A 22,875-nucleotide genomic window follows, 5' to 3' on the forward strand; every position below is an offset into this window, starting at 1 on the left:
TCCCCATCAAGGCACTGTCACCACTCTTAGTTTTGGCTCACCCACAGGCCCGCAGAATCTTTGGGGCGGAATACGAATCGCTTTGGCGAATCGAATTCGAGGGATTAGAGGTTAAGTCCCATGGCGCGGTACATATTCATCACCGGCGGCGTGGTTTCTTCGCTCGGCAAGGGTCTGGCTTCAGCGGCACTCGGTGCGCTGTTGCAAGCCCGGGGCTACAAGGTCCGCCTCCGCAAGCTCGACCCCTATCTCAACCTCGATCCCGGAACGATGTCGCCGTATCAGCACGGCGAAGTGTTCGTGACCGATGACGGCGCGGAGACCGATCTCGATCTCGGTCACTACGAGCGCTTCACCGGCCGACCTGCGACCAAGCAGGACAACATCACCACGGGACGCATCTACCAGGACATCATCTCCAAGGAGCGCCGCGGCGATTATCTCGGCGCGACCATCCAGGTAGTTCCGCACGTCACCAACGCCATCAAGGAATTCGTCCTCTCCGGCAACGACGATTACGACTTCGTGCTGGTCGAGATCGGCGGCACCGTCGGCGACATCGAGGGCCTGCCGTTCTTCGAGGCGATCCGCCAGCTCAAGAACGAATTGCCGCGCGATCACGCCATCTACATTCACCTCACGCTCCTGCCTTACATTCCGAGCGCCGGTGAGTTGAAGACCAAGCCGACGCAGCACTCCGTGAAGGAGCTGCGCTCGATCGGCATTCAGCCGGACATCCTGCTCTGCCGCACCGACCGCGAGATCCCGAAGGAAGAGCGGCGCAAGCTGGGGCTGTTCTGTAACGTGCGCGAAAGCGCCGTGATCGAGGCGCGCGACGCCGACAGCATCTACGCCGTGCCCGAAGCCTATCACGCGGCAGGCCTCGACGACGAAGTGCTTGCCGCCTTCGGTATCGAAGCGCGCATCCCGCCGGTGCTCAAGAGCTGGCACCAGATCAACGAACGCATCCGCAATCCCGAGGGCGACGTGACCATCGCCATCGTCGGCAAATATACCGGCATGAAGGATGCGTATAAGTCGCTGATCGAGGCGCTCTCGCATGGCGGTATCGCCAACAAGGTCAAGGTCAACCTCGACTGGATCGAGAGCGAGATCTTCGAGAAGGAAGATCCCGCGCCGTTCCTCGAGCACGTCAACGGCATCCTGGTGCCCGGCGGATTCGGTCAGCGCGGTGCGGAAGGCAAGATCCGCGCGGCGCAGTTCGCGCGCGAACGCGACGTGCCGTATTTCGGCATCTGCTTCGGCATGCAGATGGCGGTGATCGAGGCCGCACGAAATCTCGTCGGCATCGAGGACGCCAATTCCACCGAGTTCGGCCCGACCAAGGAGCCGCTGGTCGGCCTGATGACGGAGTGGCTGCGCGGCAACGAGCTCGAGAAGCGCTCGCAGGCCGGCGATCTCGGCGGCACCATGCGGCTCGGCGCTTATCCCGCTGCGCTCAACCGCGGCAGCCGCGTCTCGCAGGTCTATGGCGGCGCGACCGAGATTTCCGAGCGCCACCGCCATCGCTACGAGGTCAACACCGCCTACAAGGCCCGCCTCGAGCAGCACGGTTTGAAATTCTCAGGCCTGTCGCCCGACGGCGTGCTGCCTGAGATCGTCGAGTACGAGGACCATCCCTGGTTCATCGGCGTCCAGTTCCACCCCGAGCTGAAGTCGCGGCCGTTCGAGCCGCATCCGCTGTTCGCCTCGTTCATTCAGGCGGCGATGGTGCAGAGCCGGCTGGTCTGACGGCTCAGCGCGCGGCGGAGTAGTCGCGCGCGCGCTGCATCGGCTCCAGCGCGGCCCGTGCGGATGATTCAGGCGCAACCGATCCCGCGACGATCTTCATCTGCGGCCGCCGCGTCAGCCTGTAGACGGCGGCAGGTGGCACGTTCAGCAAGGCGCGATCGACGAGCTTGGCGCGCAGGCCGAGCCGATCGAGCACGGGCCGCGGCACCGGGCAGCTCATGCCGTAGGTGAACTGGTAGAAGGCGCCGCCAGGGCGGACATAGCTGAAAGCGCCACCGATGATCGAGACGACCTTGCGCGTTGACATGTTGAGCAGCGGCAGGCCGCTCACGACGGCGCCGACGGGAGCGCCATCATAGAGGCGCTCGGTCGCAAGCCGGCCTGCGTCCATCCACAGCACGCGCGCCCCGGGAAAGCGCATCTGCAGGAGCTTCATGAAGTCGGAGCCGTATTCGATCAGCGTGAGGTCCTGCGGACGGACGCCGCGCTTGAGCAGCTTGTAGGTGAACGCGCCGGTGCCGGGACCGAGCTCGAGGATCGGACCCGTCGTTGCGCTGATCTCGCGCGTGATGAGATCGGCGAGCGCCGCACCCGACGGTGCGACCGCGCCAACCCGACGCGGGGACGACATCCAGGACAGGAAGAAGGAAAGAAAATCGTTGGGCATGCGCACTCCGGAATCTTGCTTTGCACCTCAATGAGGTGCGACGCATGCAGTGTCGCGGGAGCGCATTGCGACAGCATTGCGCTGACCTGTGCGAATGCGAATTGAATCAGCTCTGCCGCATTTCCGGCAGCGTCATCCGGAAACAGGCGCCGCCCTCCGGTCCGTCCGCGACCGAAACGTGGCCGCCATGCAGCTGCACGATCTCGCGCACCATGTTGAGGCCGAGGCCGGCACCGCGATCGAGCGGCGTCAGCCGGTAGAACGGCTCGAAGATCTGCTCGCGCTGACCGGCGGGAATGCCAGCGCCTTCGTCCGCGACCTCGATGCTCGCAGGCCTGCTGACGCGAATCCCGATCGTGCCGCGGCGCGGGCCGTGCTGGATTGCATTCTGCACGAGATTGGTCAGCGCGCGCTCCAGCGCCGCCGCATCGCCGATGGTCTCGATCGGTGTCGCCGGCGCGTCGAGGGCCAGCTCGTAGCCGGCGGCAATCGCCAGCGGCGCGAGATCGGCGGCGACGCTTTGCGCAACGGTGACGAGATTGACGCGCGTGAAGGGATGGCCGCAGCGGTCGATCCGCTGGATATCGAGCAATTGTTCGGCGAGCGTCGCCAGCCGCGCGGAATCCTCCAGCAGACGGGTCTTGTCCGGCCCAGGGGCCAGTGACTCCAGCCGCGTGTTCAGGATCGCGATCGGCGTACGAAGCTCGTGCGCGGCGTCGGCGACGAAGCGTTTGTGGCGGGCATAACCCTGGTCGAGCCGCGCCAGCGCGTCGTTGATCGCGCTCACGAGCGGCATGACCTCCAGCGGGATGCGCTCCACCGGCAGCCGCGCGCCGCGCTGATGGATGTCGATGCGCCGCGCCTCGTCCGCTGCGCTATCGAGCCCCCTGAACGCGCGCCGCACGATCATCGGCGTGGCGATGAACGTCGCCGTTCCCATCAGCAGCAGGCCGGGCAGGGCGATGCCGAGGAACGCAAGGGATGTCATGTACAGCGCCCTGGCGCCGGTCAGACGTCCTTGTGTCGCCGTGATGACCTGCACGTTGCCCGCATCGGTGTCGACCCGCTTCAGTCGTGCCGCCGGCTTGTGCGGATTGTCCTCGAACATCTGCCAGCCGAGCCGCGCCTGGCTGATCTGGTCGAGGCCGTTGCCGATCGCAGCGAATTCGGCCGGCACGGTGCCTTCGCTGAGCGAGTGGCCTTGCCGGTCGCGCACCAGAAACCAGAGGTCAGGTATTTCACTGCGCAACTGCTTCAGCTCTGCGGTCGGCTGCAAGGCCAATCCGCCTTGCGCCTCGCGTGTGAGCGCGTGCTGGACGACGTCGATGACGCGGTCCTCGTCGCGCTCGGCCAGCACGAAGCCGGAGGCACAGAGCCCGGCGAGGACGACCGCAACCAGCGCGACCAGGATCGCGGCCTGAAGCGAGAGCAGGCGCCAGCTCAGCCGCGAGCGCAGGCAATAGGGATCGTCGTGCTTGCTCATATCAGCTTCTTGAGAAGATAGCCGACGCCACGGATTCCGTGGATCTCGATGCCCGCATCGGCTTCCGCGAGCTTTCGTCGGAGCCGCGACACGTGCGTGTCGAGCGCGTTCGACTGGATCTCGTCGTCGAAATTGTAGACCGCCTCTTCGAGCGCCGAGCGCAGCACGGTCCGGCCCATGCGGCGGACCAGGGCCTCGAGCACCAGCAGCTCCCGGCGCGGCAGTTCGAGCGGCACACCGTCGATGCTGGCCTCGCGGTGACTGAGGTCGAAGGCGAGGCGGCCGGCGCGGATCACATCAGGGGAGAGGCCGGCCGGCCGCCGCAGCACCGCGCGCAGCCGCGCCAGCAGCTCCTCGACGGCAAACGGTTTGGCCAGATAGTCGTCGGCGCCGCGATCGAGCCCGGCGACGCGGTCGGCGACCTCGCCGCGCGCCGTCAACACGATGATCGGCACCCCGTCGGCGCGGGCCCTCAGCTTCGGGATCAAGGCGAGACCGTCGCCATCGGGAAGCTGGCGATCGAGCAGGACGGCGGCGTGGACGTCGGCAGAAATGGCCTCCTCCGCCTCGGCGAGCGGAGGGGCATGGTCCACCACCATGTCGTAGCGCTTCAGCGCCGACGCCAGCGCGTCGGCCATTTCGGCCTCGTCCTCGACGAGCAAAATCCGCATGATCCGGCACCTCAACCTCACCCGTGCCATTCTAGCGGCCGTACCATTGCGGCAGCATTGCGGGAACCGGCCGCGACAGAGTGGCCTTGAGCGGGCCCCAGCCATGCGCGGAACGCGACAGGGGCGGTCGGGCGGGGCTCAAGACACCGTCAGGGCCAGTCGTTATAACCGCCGAACTTGGTCAGGGAGAAACAAGAATGATCTACGAAATGCGCATCTATCGTTGCGTGCCGGGCCGTCTGCCGGCGCTGCTCAAGCGATTCGAGACCGCGACGCTGAAGATCTGGGAGAAGCACGGCATCAAGCAGGCCGGATTCTTCACGACGCTGATCGGTGACTCCAATCAGGAGCTGACCTATTTCCTGGCCTGGGACTCACTCGCCGAGCGCGAGAAGAAGTGGGGCGCGTTCATGACCGATCCGGATTGGATGAAAGCACGCGCCGAGAGCGAAGCGGACGGCCAGATCGTCGGCAATATCGTCAGCCAGCTCCTGACGCCGACTGCCTTCTCGGCGGTGAAGTAGGAACCTGCCGATGCAAGGGCGGCGCCGGGGACCCCGGCGCAACCCTGATATTCGACCGGCCCTGGCCGAATAGGGTTGATCCGACCCTCATGGCGGCTATGGTCGCGCCGAAACGAGGGATTTGCCTTGAGCTCTTCGCATTCAGCGGCGCCGGTCGTCACCATTGGCACGGTCAAGTTCGGCAATGATCTGCCGATCTCGATCATTGCAGGACCATGCCAGCTCGAAAGCCGCCAGCATGCGCTGGAGGTGGCTTCCGCGCTGAAGGAGATCGCGGCGCGGCTGAACATCGGCCTCGTCTACAAGACCTCGTTCGACAAGGCCAACCGCACCAGCGCGTCGGCGGCGCGCGGGCTGGGCCTCGCGCAGTCGCTGCCGATCTTCGCCGAAATCCGCTCCTCGCTCGGCCTGCCTGTCCTGACCGACGTGCACGATGCCGCGCAATGCGCCGAGGTGGCGCAGGCCGTGGACATCCTGCAGATCCCCGCCTTCCTGTGCCGGCAGACCGATCTGCTGCTGGCTGCCGCCGCAACCGGCAAGGTCGTCAACGTCAAGAAGGGGCAGTTCCTGGCGCCCTGGGACATGGCCAATGTCGTCACGAAGATTACCAGCGCTGATAATCCCAACGTGCTCGTCACCGAGCGCGGGGCGTCCTTCGGCTACAACACGCTGGTCTCCGACATGCGTGCGCTGCCGATCATGGCGCGGACCACCGGTGCGCCCGTGATCTTCGACGCCACTCATTCGGTGCAGCAGCCGGGCGGGAAGGGGACCTCGTCGGGCGGCGAGCGCGAATTCGTGCCGGTGCTCGCACGCGCCGCCGTGGCGGTCGGCGTCGCCGGTGTCTTCATCGAGACCCATCCCGATCCCGATCGCGCGCCGTCCGATGGGCCCAACATGGTGCCGCTGCGCGAGTTCGAGGGGCTGATCGCCAGGCTGAAGGCGTTCGACGCGCTGGCAAAGAACCCGCGCTGATGCAGCAAGGCGAGGCGCGGTCGCACGATCACGGCCTGCCGACAGCGCTCTACGTCATATCAGGAGCTAGCTTCGCCGCGGCGCTTTCGGCACGCGCACTCGACCCGGTGTTGCCGCACGTCGCCGAGGATTTTGGCGTCAGCATTGCCACCGCCGCAGGCTTTGCCGCGGTGTTCGCCTTCACCTTCTCGATCATCCAACCCATTGTCGGCGCTGCCGCCGATCTGTTCGGCAAGACGCGGCTAATGATCGGCTGCCTCGCGCTGCTCGGCCTTGCCAACATCCTCGGCGCGCTCTCGTCCTCGTTCTCGGTTCTGTTTGCGACCCGCATCCTCGCCGGCATCGGCTCCGGCGGCGTGTTTCCGGTGGCGCTGAGCCTGACCAGCGATCTCGTCGGGCCCGAGAAACGCCAGGTCGCGATCAGCCGCACGCTTGCCGGCGCCATGACCGGCAATCTGCTCGGCGCCTCGGCTTCCGGCCTGATCGGCGATTTTCTCGGCTGGCGCGGCGTGCTCGCGGTGCTGGGCGGGCTCGTGATCGTGGCGTCGATCGCGGTCGCTGCCGGCTTTCGCGGCGCCAAGGTCAAGCATCCGCCGAAGACGAGCCTGTCGGCGTTGAAGGCCGGCTATCGCACCATCTTCACCAACCCCAATGCCTATGTCTGCTATTCGGCGGTGTTCGTCGAAGGCTGCTGCGTGCTCGGCCTGTTTCCCTATATCGCCTCGTTCCTGTTCGAACTCGGGCAGACCTCGCTGTCGATCGCCGGCATCGTCATCGCGGGCTTTGCGGTCGGCGGTTTGTTCTACACGCTGACGGTGTCGCGCCTGCTGCCCTGGCTGGGCATGAAGGGCATGATGATCGCGGGCATGACGCTGGTCGCCTCACAACTCGTCGCCGTGGCCTTCGGGCCGCGCTGGGAGGTCCAGGCGCTCAATCTCATCGTCATGGGCTGGGGCTTCTACATCGCCCATGGCTGTCTCCAGGTGTTTGCCAGCGAGCTCTCGGTCGAGGCGCGCGCCACCGCGCTGTCGCTGCATTCGTTCTTCTTCTTCATGGGGCAGACGGTCGGGCCGCTCGCCTATGGCTTCGGGCTCCAGCATGCCGGCAAGATGCCGACCCTGTTCGCGAGCGCTGCGATCATGGTCGTGCTGGGCTGCGTCTGCGCCCGGCTGCTCAAGCAGCGGGCGCCGGCGGATGCGCGCGTTTAAGCGCTATGGTGTGGGACTAACCAGTCAGCCATCTGTCGCCTCTGCCGCGATGGGCTGTCGGGCGAGAGGCGCCTGGTCTATTGTCCAGATTATCACCTGTGTGTCCTGCGCCATGTCAACGCAATTTGAGATCGAAGACCTTCACCGCGAGCCGAAAAGGGACGCGCTGCTCCTCCTGAACAATGCGAGCGCGCGCGAGACTTCGTTGCTCACGCCGGAGCGGTTCGACCGATTGATCGGATCGGCGCGGCTGGCGCTGTTCGTTCAACCCGACGCAGCGCTTCTGCTGGCGTTCGAACAATCCGACGACTACGACGGCGGACACTTTCTTTGGTTTCGCGGTCGGTTCGACAGATTTCTCTATGTCGACCGGGTTATCGTTGCCGAGGCGTACCGGCGCCACGGTATCGGACGCTTGCTCTACGCCCATCTGCTGGAGCGCGCGGGGGAGCTCGGCCATACACGCGTCGTTTGCGAGGTGAACCTCGATCCGCCCAACCCTGTCTCCGACAGATTCCATGCAGCCCTGGGCTTTGTCGAGGTTGGAAGGGCAACCATCGAAAACGGCGCGAAGACCGTGCGCTATCTCGCCGCCAATTTGTAGGACGAGCATGGTTGCCAGCGCCAACTTTGTCGCGTTCCAAAGCCGCGGAAAATGCGACCGGTTGGCCGCTAACCCCGCCCGCGATACGGCGCGACGCCTTGCTCGGGCACCCACAGGCCCTTCGGTACGCGGCCGGTCTGCCAGAACACGTCGATCGGGATGCCACCGCGCGGATACCAATAGCCGCCGATCCGCAGCCATTTCGGCTTGATCTCGCTCGCAATGCGCTTGCCGATCATGACGGTGCAGTCCTCGTGGAACGCGCCGTGATTGCGGAAGCTCGCGATGTAGAGTTTGAGCGATTTCGATTCCAGCAGCCACGCACCCGGCGCGTAGTCGATCATCAGATGCGCGAAATCCGGCTGGCCCGTGACCGGGCAGAGCGAGGTGAATTCCGGCACGGTGAAGCGCACCAGATAGTCGGTGCCCTTTTGCGGATTGGGCACGCGGTCGAGCTGGGCATCTTCCGGTGTGTGCGGCCATTCGACCGCGCGGCCGAGCTGGAGGGATTTCTTCGCCATCGTCGTCACATCCTTTGGAGCATGATCCGGACCCGAAGGGCCGCGTTAGCGCAAAGTGGGCACCGGTTTTCCGAAAGATCATGCTCAACAGAAATCGGAGCGCGACAAGATCGCGCTCCAGAGGATGCCGGGATGGACGCAAATGCCGCTGCCGTCAACCGGCGGCAATTGTCTGGATCAGCACGATGCGATCGTTGCCGGACTCGCAGCCCCAGAGTTCGCCCGGTCGGCCGTCGAGCTGGCGCACATTGGCGTTGGCCTTGTCGCTCGCGAACACGTTGAACCGCTCGGTGGCGGGATCGAAGCGGACAATCGCGTTGGCGGAGAAATCGGTCAGCCAGACCTTGTCCTTGTCGTCGACGAAGACGGCGTAGGCGCGGGGACGTTCGCCCGGCAGCTTCCAGCTCTTCCACGACCCATCGGCGGGATCGTGGACCGAGACATGGCCGCTGTTCCACTCGCTGACCCAGATCCGGCTCTTCGAATCCGACCAGACGCGCCGCGATCCCTGGCTTGGCGTTGGCGGCTCGACAACGCTGGCATGGCCGGTCGCCAGATCGATCCTGGCGATATAGCTGCCGGCAAGCGAGGCGTACCAGACCTCGCCCTTGGGCGTCACGGTGATGCCATAGGGGCCGACGCCCTTGGGCGCCCTGAACACATTCATGTCGCCGGACTTCGGCGCGAGCCGACCGTAATAGCCGGACTGGCCGGTGAACCAGTAAGTGCCTTCCTTGTCGAACACGCCGGTGTTGAGATTGGCCGAGGCGAACTTTTCCGGCAGGCGGAACAGCGTGACCTTGAGATCGCCGGGATCGACCCGTGCGATCGCGTTCTGGCCGCCCTCGGTGATCCAGGGCGCGCCATCGGGGCCGATGGTCACGCCATGCGGAGCGGCGCCCTGACCGAGGCCGACGGTCTTGAAACTGCCATCCCGGGGATCGAGCCTGCCGAGCAAGCCCTTGCCCTGCGCCGTGAACCAGACCGAACCGTCAGGGGCGGGCGTGAGATCGTGCAGGCCGATACCGGCACTGATCGGGAAGTATTTTGTCCGGAACGGGCCCTCTTGGGCAAAACTTGGGCGAACCACGAACAGGGCGGTGCTGGAAGCAAGAAACTGGCGGCGATTCATGGCGTTACCCCGACTGCTTGGGATTGAGGATGCACGCACAGACCCGATGCCCGCGACCTTAATCCTGGCGACTTCACGCGTCAGTCGAAGTGCCACCCTCAAGCGTTCACATTTGCTTGCGGCCCGTGTAAGACCCGCGGCGAACCGATCAGCTCCAACGAACGGAAGTGCACATCATGACCGCCATCATTGACATCATCGGCCGCGAAATCCTCGATAGCCGGGGCAATCCCACCGTCGAGGTCGATGTCGTTCTGGAGGATGGCGCGCTCGGCCGGGCCGCGGTGCCGTCGGGCGCCTCCACCGGTGCCCATGAGGCGGTGGAACTGCGTGACGGCGACAAGGCTCGCTATCTCGGCAAGGGCGTCTCCAAGGCGGTCGGTGCCGTCAACGGCGAGATCTTCGAGGCCCTCAGTGGTCTCGATGCCGAGCAACAGGCCCAGATCGACCAGATCATGATCGACCTCGACGGCACGCCGAACAAGAGCCGGCTCGGGGCCAACGCCATCCTTGGCGTCTCGCTCGCCTGCGCCAAGGCGGCCGCGAATTCGCTCGACATGCCGCTCTATCGGTATGTCGGCGGCACCTCGGCGCGCTTGTTGCCGGTGCCGATGATGAACATCATCAATGGCGGCGTGCACGCCGACAACCCGATCGACTTCCAGGAGTTCATGATCCTGCCGGTCGGCGCATCCTCCTTCGCTGAAGGCCTGCGCTATGGCGCTGAAGTCTTCCACACCCTGAAGTCGGAGCTGAAGAAGGCCGGCCACAACACCAATGTCGGCGACGAGGGCGGCTTCGCCCCGAACCTGCCGTCGGCCGACGCCGCGCTGGAATTCGTGATGAACGCGATCGGTAAGGCCGGATTCAAGGCGGGCAGCGACATCGTGCTCGGGCTCGACTGCGCCTCGACCGAGTTCTTCAAGGGGGGCAAGTACGTCTATGAAGGCGAGGGCAAGACCCGCTCGATCTCGGAGCAGGCCAAGTATCTTGCAGACCTGGTCTCGCGCTATCCGATCGTGACCATCGAGGATGGCATGTCGGAAGACGACATGGACGGCTGGAAGGAGCTCACCGATCTCATCGGCAAGAAGTGCCAGCTCGTCGGCGACGACCTCTTCGTCACCAACGTCAAGCGCCTCGCCGACGGCATCAAGACCGGCCGCGCCAACTCGATCCTGATCAAGGTCAACCAGATCGGCACCCTGACCGAGACACTCGCCGCCGTCGAGATGGCCCACAAGGCCGGCTACACCTCGGTGATGTCGCACCGCTCCGGCGAAACCGAGGATTCCACCATCGCCGACCTCGCGGTCGCCACCAATTGCGGTCAGATCAAGACCGGCTCCCTTGCACGTTCCGACCGCACCGCCAAATACAATCAGCTCCTGCGCATCGAGCAGCAGCTCGGCAAGCAGGCGCTGTACGGCGGCAAGGCGGCACTGAAGGCGCTGGCATAAGCCAGCGCTTCGACTCGAGAAAAGACGGACAGGGGAGGATCGACATGAGCGACGGCAAGACCGGACTGCAACTGCGTTCGCTGCTGAAGAAGAGTGGCGAGCTGGAATTGTCGCTCGTGAATGTCCCGACGCCGGAGCCGGCCGACGATGAGGTCGTGGTTCGCGTCGAGGCCACGCCGATCAACCCGTCCGATCTCGGCCTCCTGATCGGGCCCGCCGACATGTCCGCCGCCAAGGCCTCCGGCACGAAGGAGATGCCGGTCATCACCGCGACAATGCCGGAGGCTGCGATGCGGATGATGGGAGCCCGGCTCGATCAGTCGCTGCCGGTCGGCAACGAGGGCGCCGGCACGGTGATCGCGGCCGGATCGTCGGACGCCGCGAAGGCGCTGATCGGCAAGACGGTGTCGATGATCGGCGGCGCGATGTACACGCAGTACCGCGTGCTGAAGGTCCGCGACGTCATGGAGCTGCCGGCGGGCACCACGGCCGCCGACGGCGCGTCCTGGTTCGTCAATCCGCTGACCGCGCTCGGCATGACCGAGACGATGCGGCGGGAGGGCCACAAGGCGCTCGTGCACACGGCAGCTGCGTCCAATCTCGGCCAGATGCTCAACAAGATCTGCATCAAGGACGGCATCGGCCTCGTCAACATCGTCCGGAGCAAGGAGCAGGCCGATATCCTGCACAAGATCGGCGCCAAGCACGTCGTGGATTCCAGCGCGCCGAGCTTCACAGACGATCTCACCAATGCGCTGGTCGAGACCGGCGCCACGATCGCCTTCGACGCCATCGGCGGCGGCAAGCTGGCCAGCCAGATTCTGACCGCCATGGAAGTTGCCGCCAACAAGACTGCGAAGGAATACAGCCGCTACGGCTCCAACGTGTACAAGCAGATCTACATTTACGGCAGCCTGGACAACCGTCCGACCGAATTGAGCCGGTCGTTCGGACTGACCTGGGGCGTCGGTGGCTGGCTGCTGACGCCGTTCCTCCAGAACATCGGCCCGGCCGAGATCGGCCGCCTGCGCCAGCGCGTCGCGTCCGAGCTCAAGACCACCTTCGCCAGTCACTACACCAAGGTGGTGTCGCTGACCGAGGTGCTTGATCCCGCCAACATCGCCGTGTACGCCAAACGTGCCACTGGCGAAAAATTCCTCATCAACCCAAATAAATAATCGTGATCTGCGACGGCAGGTCATCGAAGGAAGGTCTTGCCTTCTGAGCGAAGCGGGGGATTATTCCGCCGCCATTGAATGCGGAAAACCGCAAGGCTCAGAAGGGGACTCCATGACCGATCTCAATCGTCGTCATTTGCTCGCTGGCGCCGCTGCCGTCGGCGCGGCCGCAATAACCGGCCTCCGACCGGCCGCCGTCAATGCCGCGGTGCCGCAGGCCGGGACGCAGGCGCCGGGCTTCTATCGCTACAAGGTCGGCGCTTTCGAGTGCACGTCGATCAATGACGGTGCGCGCACCTTCCCGATGCCGGACAAGTTCGTCGCCAACCTGCAGAAGGACGAGGCGCTGGCCGCCGGCGAGGCGGCCTACATGCCGAAGGGCATGGTCACCGTGCCGTTCAACCCGCAGCTCATCAACACCGGCTCCAAGCTCGTCTTGATCGACACCGGCAACGGCATTGCGAATTTCGAAGCCAGCAAGGGCGCCGTCGGCCGCACCCTGCAAAATCTCCAGGCTGCCGGCGTCGAGGCGAAGAACATTGACGTGGTGCTGCTCTCACATCTGCACCCCGATCACACCAATGGCATTCGTCTCGCCGACGGCGCGCTCGCATTCCCCAATGCGGAGATCATGGTGCCGGGCAAGGACTGGGAGTTCTGGACCAGCGAGGGCAACGCCGCCAAGGCCGAGTCCAATCCGATGATGAAGAATTACTTCGCCAACGTGAAGAAGACCTTCGCCGGCCTCGAATCCAAGGTGACCAAATACGAGTGGGGCAAGGAGGTCGCGCCGGGTATCACCTCGATCGCAACCCCGGGCCACACGCCGGGCCACACCTCGTTCGCTGTCGCGTCCGGCGATGCCAAGGTGCTGATCCAGTCCGACGTCACCAACATCCCGGAATTCTTCCTGCGCAATCCCGACTGGCACGTGATGTTCGACAACGATGCCGCGCTGGCGCAGGAGACGCGCCACAAATTCTACGACATGGCGGCGGCGGAGAAGGCGACCGTCATCGGCTTCCACTTCACGTTCCCGGCGGTCGGCCATGTCGAGAAGGACGGCGCCAAATATCGCCTGATCCCGTCGGCGTGGAATCCGACGATCTGATCGGGACCTGCAGCTTTGCGCGTACGTTCGGGCCGCCACTTGGCGGCCCGATTGTTTTGGATCGCATCCACGAGCACGGAATTGTAGCCCTGATGGAGCGCAGCATCATCCGGGACCGGCGTAGCTTGGGGTAGGGCCCTGGGTTACGCCGGCGCTCCATCCCGGCGACGGCCCAAACGTCTGCTTTCGCGAAACACAGCGTTTCCAAATCGGGCGGGTTCATGCACTTGCATCCACCACACGAGATCGCTTAAGTGCCGTCGCGGCACTCCAGCTCAAGCCCTCAAGGACAATCCATGGCCTACAACATCGTCACGATCGCCGGCAGCCTGCGCAAGGACAGCTTTTCGCTGAAGATCGCCAATGCGCTGGCCAAGCTTGCGCCGGATACGCTCAAGCTCGAGGTCGTCACGCCGGCGGGCATCTCGTTCTTCAACCAGGACCTCGAGGGCGCGCCGCCCGCGGACTGGCTGGCCTTCCGCGACAAGCTTCAGAAGTCGGACGGCGTCATTTTCGTCACGCCGGAATACAACCGCGCGATCCCCGGCGTCCTGAAGAACGCCATCGACGTCGCCTCGCGGCCCTACGGCAAGAGCTCGTTCAACGGCAAGCCGGTCGGCATCGTCTCGAACTCGCCGGGTCCGCTCGGCGGCGTCAGCGCCGCAAAGACGCTTCAGAACATCCTGCCGGGCATTGCGGGCCCGATCATGCAGCAGCCGGAGATCTATCTGAATGCGGTCGGCGACGCCTTCGACGCCGAAGGCAACCTCACCAAGGACTCGCTGAAGCCCGTGCTCCAGGCCTATATCGACGCCTTCGCCGCGCACGTCGCCAAGCACCACGGCTGAGGCTTTTCCGCCGAAGCTTGCCCAACTCTCCGTTATGGCCGGGCAAAAGCGCGAAGCGCGTCTTCGCGCTGGATGTCCCGGCCATCCACGTCTTGGCCCCGAGCGACGAAGAACGTGGATGCCCGGGCCTTCGCCGCGCCGAAGCGGCTTCGGCCGCGCAGGCGGGACAAGCCCGGGCATGACGACGGGCAGGGGCAATTAGCACTCCCTTAACCAACCTGTCTCATCTTCCCAAGATGGTCTCCCGCGCGCGCCTGAAATCGATCCTGACCGGTCTTGCCCTCTACGCGATGGCGGCGGCCATCGTCGGCTATTTCGGCGTCAACGCCTATACCGGCAAATATGGCCTCAACGCCCGCCAGGAACTCGACCAGGAGATCATCGCGCTGACGAGCGAACTGGCCCAGCTCAAGCGTGAGCGCGCCAGGAGCGAGCAGCGGGTGTCGCTGCTGCGGTCCGAGCGGATCGACCCCGACATGCTGGACGAGCGGGCGCGCTTCCAGCTCGACTACGTCAATCCGCGCGATCTCGTTCGGATGATCCCGGCGAAGTAGCGTTTTCCGCAAGCTTTCGAAACCGACAGCGAAAGCCGCCGCCAAGATCCGACCACAGTGCCTTCCTCCTGCGAAGGTCGTAAGTCCGGAACCGGGCGACCGCCTTGACGGCAGTGCCGCGGCGGGGTCATGGCTTCTGCGGCGCTCGCCGAAGTTGACGCAGATCAAACGGGTGGCGCCGGCACGATCTAGTCTGTCATCCGGAGGAAACAGTGATGAATGGGTCAATGCCCCGGCATCACGCGGCTCGCGTCGAGGCCGCCATCGCGTCAGGCCAGGCGGCACGATCCGCGCTCGTGGCCTCGTGGCGCCGTTCGTCCAGATTGCATCATCTCGATCCCGGCGGCCGCACCTCGCCGATACGGCTGACCGAAGCCGAGCTGCACGAGGCGCGCGAGCGCATCGCGCCGCTGCTGGCCGCGGCGCAAGGCGCGATGGACCGGCTCTATCAGGCGGTCGGCGCGAGCGGGTGCTGCGTGCTGCTCGCCGACGGCGAGGGCGTGCCGGTCGATCGTCGCGGCACGGCGGCGGATGACGCGACGTTTCAATCCTGGGGCCTGTGGACCGGTGCGCTCTGGAGCGAGGAGCACGAGGGCACCAACGGCATCGGCACCTGCCTCGTCGAGCAGCGTCCGCTGACGATCGACCGCGACCAGCATTTCTTCACCCGCAACACGCTTCTGAGCTGCACCGCCGTTCCGATCTACGACCATGAGGCGGCGCTGGCGGGCGTGCTCGACGTCTCCTCCTGCCGCGCCGACCGCACCGACGCGTTTTCCAGTCTGATCGCGCTTGCGACGGGCGAGGCGGCCAAGCGTATCGAAGCCGATCTGTTCCGCAGGGCGTTCAGCCATGCCCGCATCGTGCTGACGCAAGCTGCGGACGGCCAATGCGGCGGCCTCATTGCGGTCGATGCGGACGATCTCGTGATCGGCGCGACCCGCTCCGCCCGGGCGGCGCTGGGAATCGCTCCCGGCCGGGCGTTGCAGCCGGTGCCCGCAGCCGATCTGCTCGGCGGCGAACCCGCACGCGATCATCTTGCCGGCGGCCAGCGCGCGGTGGTGCAGCGGGCGCTGCTCCGCGCCGGCGGCAATGTCTCGGCGGCCGCCAAGGCCCTCGGCGTCAGCCGCGCCACGCTGCACAGGAAGCTCAAGCGGTTCGAGCTGAACCACTAGGCCGCGCTATTTCCCAGAAACCGTGCGCTCGAAATTCCGGTCTCGTGCCCCCGACGCAGCGCAGCGCGTCGCACTTGCGACGTGGTGCGCTGCAGAGCCGGGGCCCATGTCTCAGCATTCTCCCGTGCCGCCTGGGTCCCGGCTCTGCGCAGCAACGCGAAGAGCGTTGCAGCGCGTCCGGGACACGAGAATGAGCAGGGACACGAGCAGTGTAGCAGAACTGCGACAAGTGCCCCCCGCCATCGCTCCCATCGGGGCTGACAGAAAACATCTCCCGCGACATCGTCCGCGCAAGTCGCGACCACGCGACGAATTGCGCAAACAGCAAACATCGGGAGTGATCAATGAACAAGGTGGAATTCCTCAATGTGACCAAAGTTCCCTTTGCCGAACGCTATGACAACTTCATCGGCGGCAAGTTCGTCGCGCCGATCTCCGGCAAATATTTCGACAATGCCTCGCCGGTGAACGGCCAGATCGTCTGCAAGATCGCGCGCTCGGACGCGCAGGACGTCGAGGCGGCCCTCGACGCGGCGCATGCCGCCAAGGGTGCCTGGGGCCGAACCAGCGTCGCCGAGCGCGCTGCGGTCCTGAACCGGATCGCCGACCGCATGGAAGAAAATCTCGAGCGCCTCGCCATTGCCGAGACCTGGGACAACGGCAAGCCGATCCGCGAGACCCGCGCCGCCGACATCCCGCTCGCCATCGATCACTTCCGCTACTTCGCCGGCGTCGTGCGCGCCCAGGAAGGCTCGATCGGCGAGATCGACCACGACACCATCGCCTATCATTTCCACGAGCCGCTCGGCGTGGTCGGCCAGATCATCCCCTGGAACTTCCCGCTGCTGATGGCCTGCTGGAAGCTTGCCCCCGCGCTCGCCGCCGGAAATTGCGTCGTGCTGAAGCCTGCCGAGCAGACCCCGGCCTCGATCATGGTCTGGGCCGAGATCATCGGCGACCTGCTGCCGCCCGGCGTCCTCAACATCGTCAACGGCTTTGGTCTGGAAGCCGGCAAGCCGCTGGCCTCGAGCCCGCGCATCGCCAAGATCGCGTTCACCGGCGAGACCTCGACGGGCCGGCTGATCATGCAATATGCCAGCCAGAACCTCATTCCGGTCACGCTGGAGCTCGGTGGCAAGTCGCCGAACATCTTCTTCAACGACGTCACCGCCGAGGACGACGATTACTTCGACAAGGCGATCGAAGGCTTCGTCATGTTCGCGCTGAACCAGGGCGAGGTCTGCACCTGTCCGAGCCGCGCGCTGGTCCATGCGGACATCTATGACCGCTTCATGGAGCGGGCGCTGAAGCGCGTCGCGGCGATCAAGCAGGGCGACCCGCGCGATGCCGCCACCATGATCGGCGCCCAGGCATCCGGCGAGCAGCTCGCAAAAATCCTGTCCTACATCGACATCGGCAAGCAGGAGGGGGCCAAGGTGCTCGCCGGCGGCGGACGTGCCGAGCTCGGCGGCGATCTCGCCGGCGGCTTCTATGTCAAGCCGACCGTGTTCGAGGGCCACAACAAGATGCGAATCTTCCAGGAGGAGATCTTCGGCCCGGTGGTCTCGGTCACGACCTTCAAGAACGACGACGAGGCGCTCGAGATCGCCAACGACACGCTCTACGGCCTCGGGGCCGGCGTCTGGAGCCGCGATGCCAACCGCTGCTACCGCTTCGGCCGGGCGATCCAGGCCGGCCGGGTCTGGACCAACTGCTACCACGCCTATCCCGCCCATGCGGCCTTCGGCGGCTACAAGCAGTCGGGCGTCGGTCGCGAGACCCACAAGATGATGCTCGATCATTATCAGCAGACCAAGAATCTCCTGGTCAGCTACAGCCCGAAGAAGCTCGGCTTCTTCTGATCGAGGTGCGGAGAGGGCGGCGCCATCCTGGCGCCGTCCGCTCCGAAGGCCCGGATCGGCATGGTCCATAATTCTTGATCCGGTCACGAATCCGCAGGCGCACATGGCGCGCATAGATTTGTTGCCCGATCAGCGCCAAAGATTTTCCAATATTTCGACCACGTTGCACTGCGGCATAATGAAAGTCGTGTCATGCGGCTGCGGTGCTTTCCAAGGGCGTTTGAGTTGGGTTAGAGAGGACGAAAGTTTTCTCTGACCCGGAATTCCCATGGCCGCACCCAAGAAAGCCGCCGCAAGCACTCCACAGGACAAGACCGACGGCGGTTCGCCCCCGGAATTCACGAGGGAGCAGGAGCTCAAGGCGCTCCGCGACATGCTCCTGATCCGGCGGTTCGAGGAAAAGGCCGGCCAGCTCTATGGCATGGGCGCGATCGGCGGCTTCTGTCACCTCTATATCGGCCAGGAGGCCGTGGTGGTCGGCATGCAGATGGCCCTGAAGCAGGGCGATCAGGTCATTACCGGCTACCGCGATCACGGCCACATGCTTGCCACCGGGATGGATGCCAACGGCGTCATGGCCGAGCTCACGGGCCGCCGCGGCGGCTATTCCAAGGGCAAGGGCGGCTCCATGCACATGTTCAGCAAGGAGAAGCACTTTTACGGCGGCCACGGCATCGTCGGCGCCCAGGTATCGCTCGGCACGGGTCTGGCGTTCGCCAATAACTACCGCGGCAACGACAATGTCAGCGTCACCTATTTCGGCGACGGTGCGGCCAACCAGGGCCAGGTCTATGAGAGCTTCAACATGGCGGAGCTCTGGAAGCTGCCGGTGATCTACGTCATCGAGAACAACCGCTATGCCATGGGCACCTCGGTCTCGCGCGCCTCGGCCCAGCAGGATTTCTCCAAGCGCGGTGCGTCCTTCAACATCCCCGGCAAGCAGGTCGACGGCATGGACGTCCGCGCCGTCAAGGCCGCCGGCGACGAAGCCGCCGCCTGGTGCCGCGCCGGCAAGGGTCCCTTCATCCTGGAGATGCAGACCTACCGCTATCGCGGCCACTCGATGTCCGACCCTGCAAAATATCGCACGCGCGAGGAGGTCGAGAAGGTCCGCCACGACCAGGACCCGATCGAGCAGGTGCGTAACCGCCTCCTGGCTGCCAAGGTCAGCGAGGCCGATCTCAAGGCGATCGACGCCGAGGTGCGCGACATCGTCAACGCGTCCGCCGATTTCGCCCAACATGATCCCGAGCCGGATGCCGCCGAGCTCTGGACCGACGTTTACCGCTGAACGCGCGCAAGCTTTCTTTTGGAGTCGATATGCCAATTCAAGTGCTGATGCCCGCGTTGTCGCCCACGATGGAGAAGGGCAACCTCGCCAAATGGCTGAAGAAAGAGGGCGAGACGATCAAGTCCGGCGATGTCATCGCCGAGATCGAGACCGATAAGGCGACCATGGAGGTCGAAGCGACCGACGAGGGGACGCTCGGCAAGATCCTGATCCCCGAGGGCACCGCCGACGTCGCGGTGAACACGCCGATCGCGACCATTCTCGCCGACGGCGAGAGCGCCGCCGATCTTGCCAAAGCGCCTGCACCGGCCGCGCAGAAGGCTGCCGAGTCCGCTCCGCCTGCCGCCGCGGCGAAGGCCGAGGCGCCCGCACCCAAGGCCGCTCCTGCGCCGCAGGCCGTCGCCGAGCCCGATCCGGAAGTGCCCGCGGGCACCGAGATGATCACGCAGACCATCCGTGAAGCCTTGCGCGATGCCATGGCCGAAGAGATGCGCCGCGACGCCGACGTCTTCGTGATGGGCGAAGAGGTCGCCGAATATCAGGGCGCCTACAAGGTCACCCAGGGCCTGCTCCAGGAGTTCGGCGCCAAGCGCGTCATCGACACCCCGATCACCGAGCACGGCTTTGCCGGCGTCGGCGTCGGCGCCGCGATGACGGGCCTCAAGCCCATCGTCGAGTTCATGACCTTCAACTTCGCCATGCAGGCGATCGACCAGATCATCAACTCCGCGGCCAAGACGCTCTATATGTCCGGCGGCCAGATGGGCTGCTCGATCGTGTTCCGCGGGCCCAACGGCGCCGCTGCGCGCGTCGCCGCCCAGCACAGCCAGGATTATTCGGCCTGGTACTCGAACGTTCCGGGCCTGAAGGTCGTCGCGCCATTCTCGGCCGCCGATTACAAGGGTCTTCTGAAGGCTGCGATCCGCGATCCCAATCCGGTGATCTTCCTCGAGAACGAGGTGCTCTACGGCCACACCGGTGAGGTGCCGAAGCTCGACGATTTCGTGATCCCGATCGGCAAGGCCCGCATCGTGCGCTCAGGTAGCCATGTCTCGATCATCTCCTGGTCGAACGGCATGACCTATGCGCTGAAGGCGGCCGATGAACTTGCCAAAGAGGGCATCGAGGCCGAGGTGATCGACCTGCGCACGCTGCGTCCGATGGACACCGAGACCATCATCAACTCGGTGAAGAAGACTGGCCGTGCCGTCACGGTGGAAGAGGGTTGGGCCCAGAGCGGCGTCGGCGCCGAGATCGCCGCGCGCATCATGGAGAACGCCTTCGACTATCTGGACGCGCCTGTGACGCGCGTCTCCGGCAAGGACGTGCCGATGCCCTATGCCGCGAACCTGGAGAAGCTCGCGCTGCCGTCGGCGGCAGAAGTCGTCGAGGCCGCCAAAGCCGTCTGCTACAGGTAGACCATGGCGGGCCCGAAGGAGCAGCCACTTCCGCCCGACGTCATGACCCGCGACGACGCGGTCGAGATCCTGCGCGTGTTCGTGCTGGACGGCGGGCTGTCGATGGCGTTCCAGCGCGCCTTCGAGGAGCCTGACATGTGGGGCCTGCTGCTCGTCGATCTCGCCCGCCACGCCGCGCGCGCCTATGCGCGCGAGAGCGAATATACCGAAGAGGACGCGCTGAACCGGATCCTGGAGATGTTCCAGGCCGAGATCGAGCGTCCCACCGACACCGGCACCACGACGCCGCGCGGCAAGGGACACTGACCGTGGCGATCGAAGCTCATCATTTCGATTTCATGCTGGAGGCGATCCGCGAGGCGGAGGCCTCGATCGCACAGGGCGGCCTGCCGATCGGCGCCGTGCTGACGCGCGACAACAAAATCATCGCCCGCGGCCACAACAACCGCGTGCAGGAAAACAATCCGATCCTGCACGGCGAGATGAGCTGCCTGCGCGAGGCCGGCGCGATCTCATTCCACGACACCGTCATGTACACCACGCTGTCGCCATGCTCGATGTGCGCCGGCGCGCTGGGGCTGTTCAAGGTCAAGCTCGTGGTGATCGGGGAATCCGTCACCTTCGAGGGATCCAAGGACATCCTCGACAAGTTCGGCATCCCCTGGATCGATCTTGCCGACGACCGCTCGATCACCATGATGAAGAATTGGCGTTCCATCCCTGCCAATGAGCGCCTGTGGCAGGGCGACATCGGCAACTAAACCTGGTCTGTTCGTCTCCGCTGTCGGAGGCGACGTTTTGCAAAGTTCTTCTTGAGGTCAGCATGCCCATCAACATCCTGATGCCCGCTCTCTCGCCGACGATGGAGAAGGGCAACCTCGCCAAGTGGCTGAAGAAGGAAGGCGACAAGGTCAAATCCGGCGACGTCATCGCCGAGATCGAGACCGACAAGGCGACCATGGAGGTCGAGGCCATCGACGAGGGCACGATCGCCAGGATCCTGGTGCCCGAGGGCACGCAGGACGTCCCGGTCAACGACGTGATCGCGGTGCTCGCCGGCGAAGGCGAGGACGTGAAGGCGGCGGGTGCCGCCAAGCCCAGCGCTTCGGCCGCACCTCCGAAGGCGGCCGAGGCTCCTGCTGCGGCGCCGGCTCCCGCAGCTGCGCCTGCCGCGCCCAAAGCCGCGCCGTCGCCGGCTGCTGCACCTGCGCCGCAGGCCGCTACTCCGGCCGCGCAGAGCAACGGCCAAGGTGGTCGCGTGTTCTCCTCGCCGCTGGCGCGGCGTCTCGCCAAGGACGCCGGCATCGACGTGTCGATGGTAACAGGCACCGGCCCGCACGGCCGCGTGGTCGCCCGCGACGTCGAGCAGGCCAAGTCGGGCAAGGGCCTCAAGGCGCCCGCCGCGGCACCATCAGGTGCGCCCTCGATCGCGCCCACCATGTCGGACAAGCAAATCCTGTCGCTGTTCGAGCCCGGCTCCTACGACATCATTCCGCATGACGGCATGCGCCGTACCATTGCGCAGCGCCTGACTGCATCGATCCAGAACGTCCCGCACTTCTACCTGACCATCGACTGCGACATCGGCAAGCTCCTCGCTGCCCGCGAGGAAATCAACGCTGCCGCGCCGAAGGACAAGGAGAAGAAGCCGCTCTACAAGATCTCGGTCAACGACTTCGTCATCAAGGCGATGGCAGTGGCGCTGCAGAAGATCCCGAACTGCAACGTCAGTTGGACCGAAAGCGGCATGGTCAAGCACCATCATTCCGACGTCGGCGTTGCGGTCGCAATGCCGGGTGGCCTGATCACCCCGATCATCCGCAAGGCCGAGACCAAGACGCTTTCGACCATCTCCAACGAGATGAAGGATTTCGCCGCGCGCGCCCGCTCGCGCAAGCTCAAGCCCGAGGAATACCAGGGCGGCACCACCGCAGTTTCCAACCTCGGCATGTACGGCATCAGCCACTTCACCGCCGTGATCAACCCGCCGCATGCGACCATCCTCGCGGTCGGCACCAGCGAGGAACGCCCTGTGGTACGCGGCGGCAAGATCGAGATCGCGCACATGATGAGCGTGACCTTGTCCTGCGATCACCGCGCCATCGACGGTGCGCTCGGCGCCGAGCTGATCGGCGCCTTCAAGCAGCTGATCGAAAACCCCGTCATGATGATGGTCTGACGCGGCGGCAGAGGGCGCAATTTTGCATGTCCGTACCCGCTGGCCATGGATATCGCTGCTGCTCGGAGCCGCGGTTGCGCTTAACCCGATCGGGCTCGATTTTCTGCACTCTGCGTTCTTTGCCGGTGAGCAACTGGCACGGAACATCGCCCAGCCCGTCGTGCTCATCGCTCTGGCCGTCATGGTCCTGGCGGTGATGCTCGAATGGCTGGTGAGGTCTTTTCTGGTCAAGCGCCGCGCCCGCGGCGCCTCTTGAGTTGAA

General features: G+C 65.0%; 23 protein-coding genes. 18 read left to right on the forward strand and 5 right to left on the reverse strand.

The window, feature by feature from the left end; all coding sequences use genetic code 11:
- Positions 1-120: 120 nt before the first annotated feature.
- Complete coding sequence (locus XH81_RS13275; protein ID WP_028141581.1) at positions 121-1,752, forward strand: CTP synthase; 1,632 nt, start codon at positions 121-123, stop codon at positions 1,750-1,752.
- A 4-nt stretch (positions 1,753-1,756) separates the two neighbouring features.
- Here the strand turns inward: XH81_RS13275 and XH81_RS13280 are convergent, their stop codons facing one another.
- From XH81_RS13280 to XH81_RS13290, 3 genes are all read right to left on the reverse strand, one after another.
- Positions 1,757-2,419 (reverse strand): class I SAM-dependent methyltransferase, encoded by a 663-nt coding sequence (locus XH81_RS13280; protein WP_038949807.1) that lies wholly within the window; start codon positions 2,417-2,419, stop codon positions 1,757-1,759.
- A 106-nt stretch (positions 2,420-2,525) separates the two neighbouring features.
- Positions 2,526-3,902 (reverse strand): sensor histidine kinase, encoded by a 1,377-nt coding sequence (locus XH81_RS13285; RefSeq protein ID WP_028141582.1) that lies wholly within the window; start codon positions 3,900-3,902, stop codon positions 2,526-2,528.
- Positions 3,899-4,573 (reverse strand): response regulator transcription factor, encoded by a 675-nt coding sequence (locus XH81_RS13290; RefSeq protein ID WP_271596248.1) that lies wholly within the window; start codon positions 4,571-4,573, stop codon positions 3,899-3,901. Before XH81_RS13290 ends, XH81_RS13285 begins: the two co-directional genes overlap by 4 nt.
- Positions 4,574-4,770: 197 nt before the next feature.
- On the opposite strand from XH81_RS13290, the gene XH81_RS13295 reads away from it, so the two are divergent.
- The 4 genes from XH81_RS13295 (at position 4,771) to XH81_RS13310 (ending at position 7,884) form a co-directional block, all read left to right on the forward strand.
- Positions 4,771-5,097: an NIPSNAP family protein gene (locus XH81_RS13295; protein ID WP_028141584.1), complete on the forward strand. Its 327-nt coding sequence runs from the start codon at positions 4,771-4,773 to the stop codon at positions 5,095-5,097.
- Between the two features lie 126 nt (positions 5,098-5,223).
- Complete coding sequence (kdsA, locus tag XH81_RS13300) at positions 5,224-6,072, forward strand: 3-deoxy-8-phosphooctulonate synthase (protein WP_028141585.1); 849 nt, start codon at positions 5,224-5,226, stop codon at positions 6,070-6,072.
- The gene (locus XH81_RS13305; RefSeq protein ID WP_028141586.1) at positions 6,072-7,280 is read left to right on the forward strand and encodes an MFS transporter; all 1,209 of its coding nucleotides are present in this window, start codon (positions 6,072-6,074) and stop codon (positions 7,278-7,280) included. Before kdsA ends, XH81_RS13305 begins: the two co-directional genes overlap by 1 nt.
- Positions 7,281-7,392: 112 nt before the next feature.
- Positions 7,393-7,884, forward strand: coding sequence for a GNAT family N-acetyltransferase (locus XH81_RS13310; protein ID WP_038974896.1), 492 nt, complete (start codon positions 7,393-7,395; stop codon positions 7,882-7,884).
- Between the two features lie 68 nt (positions 7,885-7,952).
- On the opposite strand, the gene queF is transcribed toward XH81_RS13310, so the two are convergent.
- Both queF and XH81_RS13320 read right to left on the reverse strand, forming a co-directional pair.
- A complete protein-coding gene (gene queF, locus XH81_RS13315) occupies positions 7,953-8,405 on the reverse strand; it encodes a preQ(1) synthase (RefSeq protein ID WP_038949812.1) in 453 nt (150 codons plus the stop codon).
- Positions 8,406-8,559: 154 nt separating this feature from the next.
- Positions 8,560-9,537, reverse strand: coding sequence for a Vgb family protein (locus tag XH81_RS13320; protein ID WP_028141589.1), 978 nt, complete (start codon positions 9,535-9,537; stop codon positions 8,560-8,562).
- Positions 9,538-9,713: 176 nt separating this feature from the next.
- Here XH81_RS13320 and eno point away from each other — a divergent pair, with 176 nt between their 5' ends.
- The 13 genes from eno to XH81_RS13385 all read left to right on the forward strand — a co-directional run bounded on the left by eno (position 9,714) and on the right by XH81_RS13385 (position 22,869).
- Entirely contained in the window at positions 9,714-10,997 is a 1,284-nt protein-coding gene (gene eno / locus XH81_RS13325) for a phosphopyruvate hydratase (RefSeq protein WP_028141590.1), read from the forward strand.
- Positions 10,998-11,041: 44 nt separating this feature from the next.
- A complete protein-coding gene (locus tag XH81_RS13330) occupies positions 11,042-12,175 on the forward strand; it encodes a zinc-binding dehydrogenase (protein WP_028141591.1) in 1,134 nt (377 codons plus the stop codon).
- Positions 12,176-12,287: 112 nt separating this feature from the next.
- Positions 12,288-13,286 carry an MBL fold metallo-hydrolase gene (locus XH81_RS13335; protein ID WP_028141592.1) on the forward strand — a complete coding sequence of 333 codons (999 nt, stop codon included), beginning with the start codon at positions 12,288-12,290 and terminating at the stop codon, positions 13,284-13,286.
- A 296-nt stretch (positions 13,287-13,582) separates the two neighbouring features.
- Positions 13,583-14,134, forward strand: coding sequence for an NADPH-dependent FMN reductase (locus XH81_RS13340; RefSeq protein WP_028141593.1), 552 nt, complete (start codon positions 13,583-13,585; stop codon positions 14,132-14,134).
- A gap of 236 nt (positions 14,135-14,370) precedes the next feature.
- Positions 14,371-14,688 (forward strand): FtsB family cell division protein, encoded by a 318-nt coding sequence (locus XH81_RS13345; RefSeq protein ID WP_028141594.1) that lies wholly within the window; start codon positions 14,371-14,373, stop codon positions 14,686-14,688.
- A gap of 215 nt (positions 14,689-14,903) precedes the next feature.
- Positions 14,904-15,863, forward strand: a complete 960-nt coding sequence (locus XH81_RS13350; protein WP_028141595.1) for a helix-turn-helix domain-containing protein — start codon at positions 14,904-14,906, stop codon at positions 15,861-15,863.
- Positions 15,864-16,207: 344 nt separating this feature from the next.
- A complete protein-coding gene (adh, locus tag XH81_RS13355) occupies positions 16,208-17,725 on the forward strand; it encodes an aldehyde dehydrogenase (protein ID WP_028141596.1) in 1,518 nt (505 codons plus the stop codon).
- 268 nt (positions 17,726-17,993) lie between these two features.
- Positions 17,994-19,016, forward strand: coding sequence for a pyruvate dehydrogenase (acetyl-transferring) E1 component subunit alpha (pdhA, locus tag XH81_RS13360; protein WP_028141597.1), 1,023 nt, complete (start codon positions 17,994-17,996; stop codon positions 19,014-19,016).
- 29 nt (positions 19,017-19,045) lie between these two features.
- The gene (locus tag XH81_RS13365) at positions 19,046-20,434 is read left to right on the forward strand and encodes a pyruvate dehydrogenase complex E1 component subunit beta (RefSeq protein ID WP_028141598.1); all 1,389 of its coding nucleotides are present in this window, start codon (positions 19,046-19,048) and stop codon (positions 20,432-20,434) included.
- A 3-nt stretch (positions 20,435-20,437) separates the two neighbouring features.
- Positions 20,438-20,740 carry a DUF5076 domain-containing protein gene (locus tag XH81_RS13370; protein WP_018320291.1) on the forward strand — a complete coding sequence of 101 codons (303 nt, stop codon included), beginning with the start codon at positions 20,438-20,440 and terminating at the stop codon, positions 20,738-20,740.
- Between the two features lie 2 nt (positions 20,741-20,742).
- The gene (locus XH81_RS13375) at positions 20,743-21,195 is read left to right on the forward strand and encodes a nucleoside deaminase (protein ID WP_028141599.1); all 453 of its coding nucleotides are present in this window, start codon (positions 20,743-20,745) and stop codon (positions 21,193-21,195) included.
- A 62-nt stretch (positions 21,196-21,257) separates the two neighbouring features.
- Entirely contained in the window at positions 21,258-22,613 is a 1,356-nt protein-coding gene (locus XH81_RS13380; protein WP_028141600.1) for a pyruvate dehydrogenase complex dihydrolipoamide acetyltransferase, read from the forward strand.
- Positions 22,614-22,635: 22 nt separating this feature from the next.
- Positions 22,636-22,869, forward strand: a complete 234-nt coding sequence (locus XH81_RS13385; RefSeq protein ID WP_038974895.1) for a hypothetical protein — start codon at positions 22,636-22,638, stop codon at positions 22,867-22,869.
- Positions 22,870-22,875: the final 6 nt, after the last annotated feature.

Origin of the sequence: Bradyrhizobium sp. CCBAU 25360 (assembly GCF_028128695.1) — a bacterium.
Lineage (GTDB): Bacteria > Pseudomonadota > Alphaproteobacteria > Rhizobiales > Xanthobacteraceae > Bradyrhizobium > Bradyrhizobium ottawaense.

Coding starts and splice junctions, on each gene's coding strand:
- XH81_RS13290 (WP_271596248.1), bottom strand. CDS start 4,573: ATGCGGATTTTGCTCGTCGAGGACGAGGCCGAAATGGCCGACGCGCTG.
- adh (WP_028141596.1), top strand. CDS start 16,208: ATGAACAAGGTGGAATTCCTCAATGTGACCAAAGTTCCCTTTGCCGAA.
- XH81_RS13365 (WP_028141598.1), top strand. CDS start 19,046: ATGCCAATTCAAGTGCTGATGCCCGCGTTGTCGCCCACGATGGAGAAG.
- XH81_RS13370 (WP_018320291.1), top strand. CDS start 20,438: ATGGCGGGCCCGAAGGAGCAGCCACTTCCGCCCGACGTCATGACCCGC.
- XH81_RS13295 (WP_028141584.1), top strand. CDS start 4,771: ATGATCTACGAAATGCGCATCTATCGTTGCGTGCCGGGCCGTCTGCCG.
- XH81_RS13305 (WP_028141586.1), top strand. CDS start 6,072: ATGCAGCAAGGCGAGGCGCGGTCGCACGATCACGGCCTGCCGACAGCG.
- XH81_RS13320 (WP_028141589.1), bottom strand. CDS start 9,537: ATGAATCGCCGCCAGTTTCTTGCTTCCAGCACCGCCCTGTTCGTGGTT.
- XH81_RS13350 (WP_028141595.1), top strand. CDS start 14,904: ATGAATGGGTCAATGCCCCGGCATCACGCGGCTCGCGTCGAGGCCGCC.
- XH81_RS13335 (WP_028141592.1), top strand. CDS start 12,288: ATGACCGATCTCAATCGTCGTCATTTGCTCGCTGGCGCCGCTGCCGTC.
- XH81_RS13310 (WP_038974896.1), top strand. CDS start 7,393: ATGTCAACGCAATTTGAGATCGAAGACCTTCACCGCGAGCCGAAAAGG.
- pdhA (WP_028141597.1), top strand. CDS start 17,994: ATGGCCGCACCCAAGAAAGCCGCCGCAAGCACTCCACAGGACAAGACC.
- XH81_RS13380 (WP_028141600.1), top strand. CDS start 21,258: ATGCCCATCAACATCCTGATGCCCGCTCTCTCGCCGACGATGGAGAAG.
- eno (WP_028141590.1), top strand. CDS start 9,714: ATGACCGCCATCATTGACATCATCGGCCGCGAAATCCTCGATAGCCGG.
- XH81_RS13280 (WP_038949807.1), bottom strand. CDS start 2,419: ATGCCCAACGATTTTCTTTCCTTCTTCCTGTCCTGGATGTCGTCCCCG.
- XH81_RS13275 (WP_028141581.1), top strand. CDS start 121: ATGGCGCGGTACATATTCATCACCGGCGGCGTGGTTTCTTCGCTCGGC.
- XH81_RS13345 (WP_028141594.1), top strand. CDS start 14,371: ATGGTCTCCCGCGCGCGCCTGAAATCGATCCTGACCGGTCTTGCCCTC.
- queF (WP_038949812.1), bottom strand. CDS start 8,405: ATGGCGAAGAAATCCCTCCAGCTCGGCCGCGCGGTCGAATGGCCGCAC.
- XH81_RS13340 (WP_028141593.1), top strand. CDS start 13,583: ATGGCCTACAACATCGTCACGATCGCCGGCAGCCTGCGCAAGGACAGC.
- XH81_RS13330 (WP_028141591.1), top strand. CDS start 11,042: ATGAGCGACGGCAAGACCGGACTGCAACTGCGTTCGCTGCTGAAGAAG.
- XH81_RS13285 (WP_028141582.1), bottom strand. CDS start 3,902: ATGAGCAAGCACGACGATCCCTATTGCCTGCGCTCGCGGCTGAGCTGG.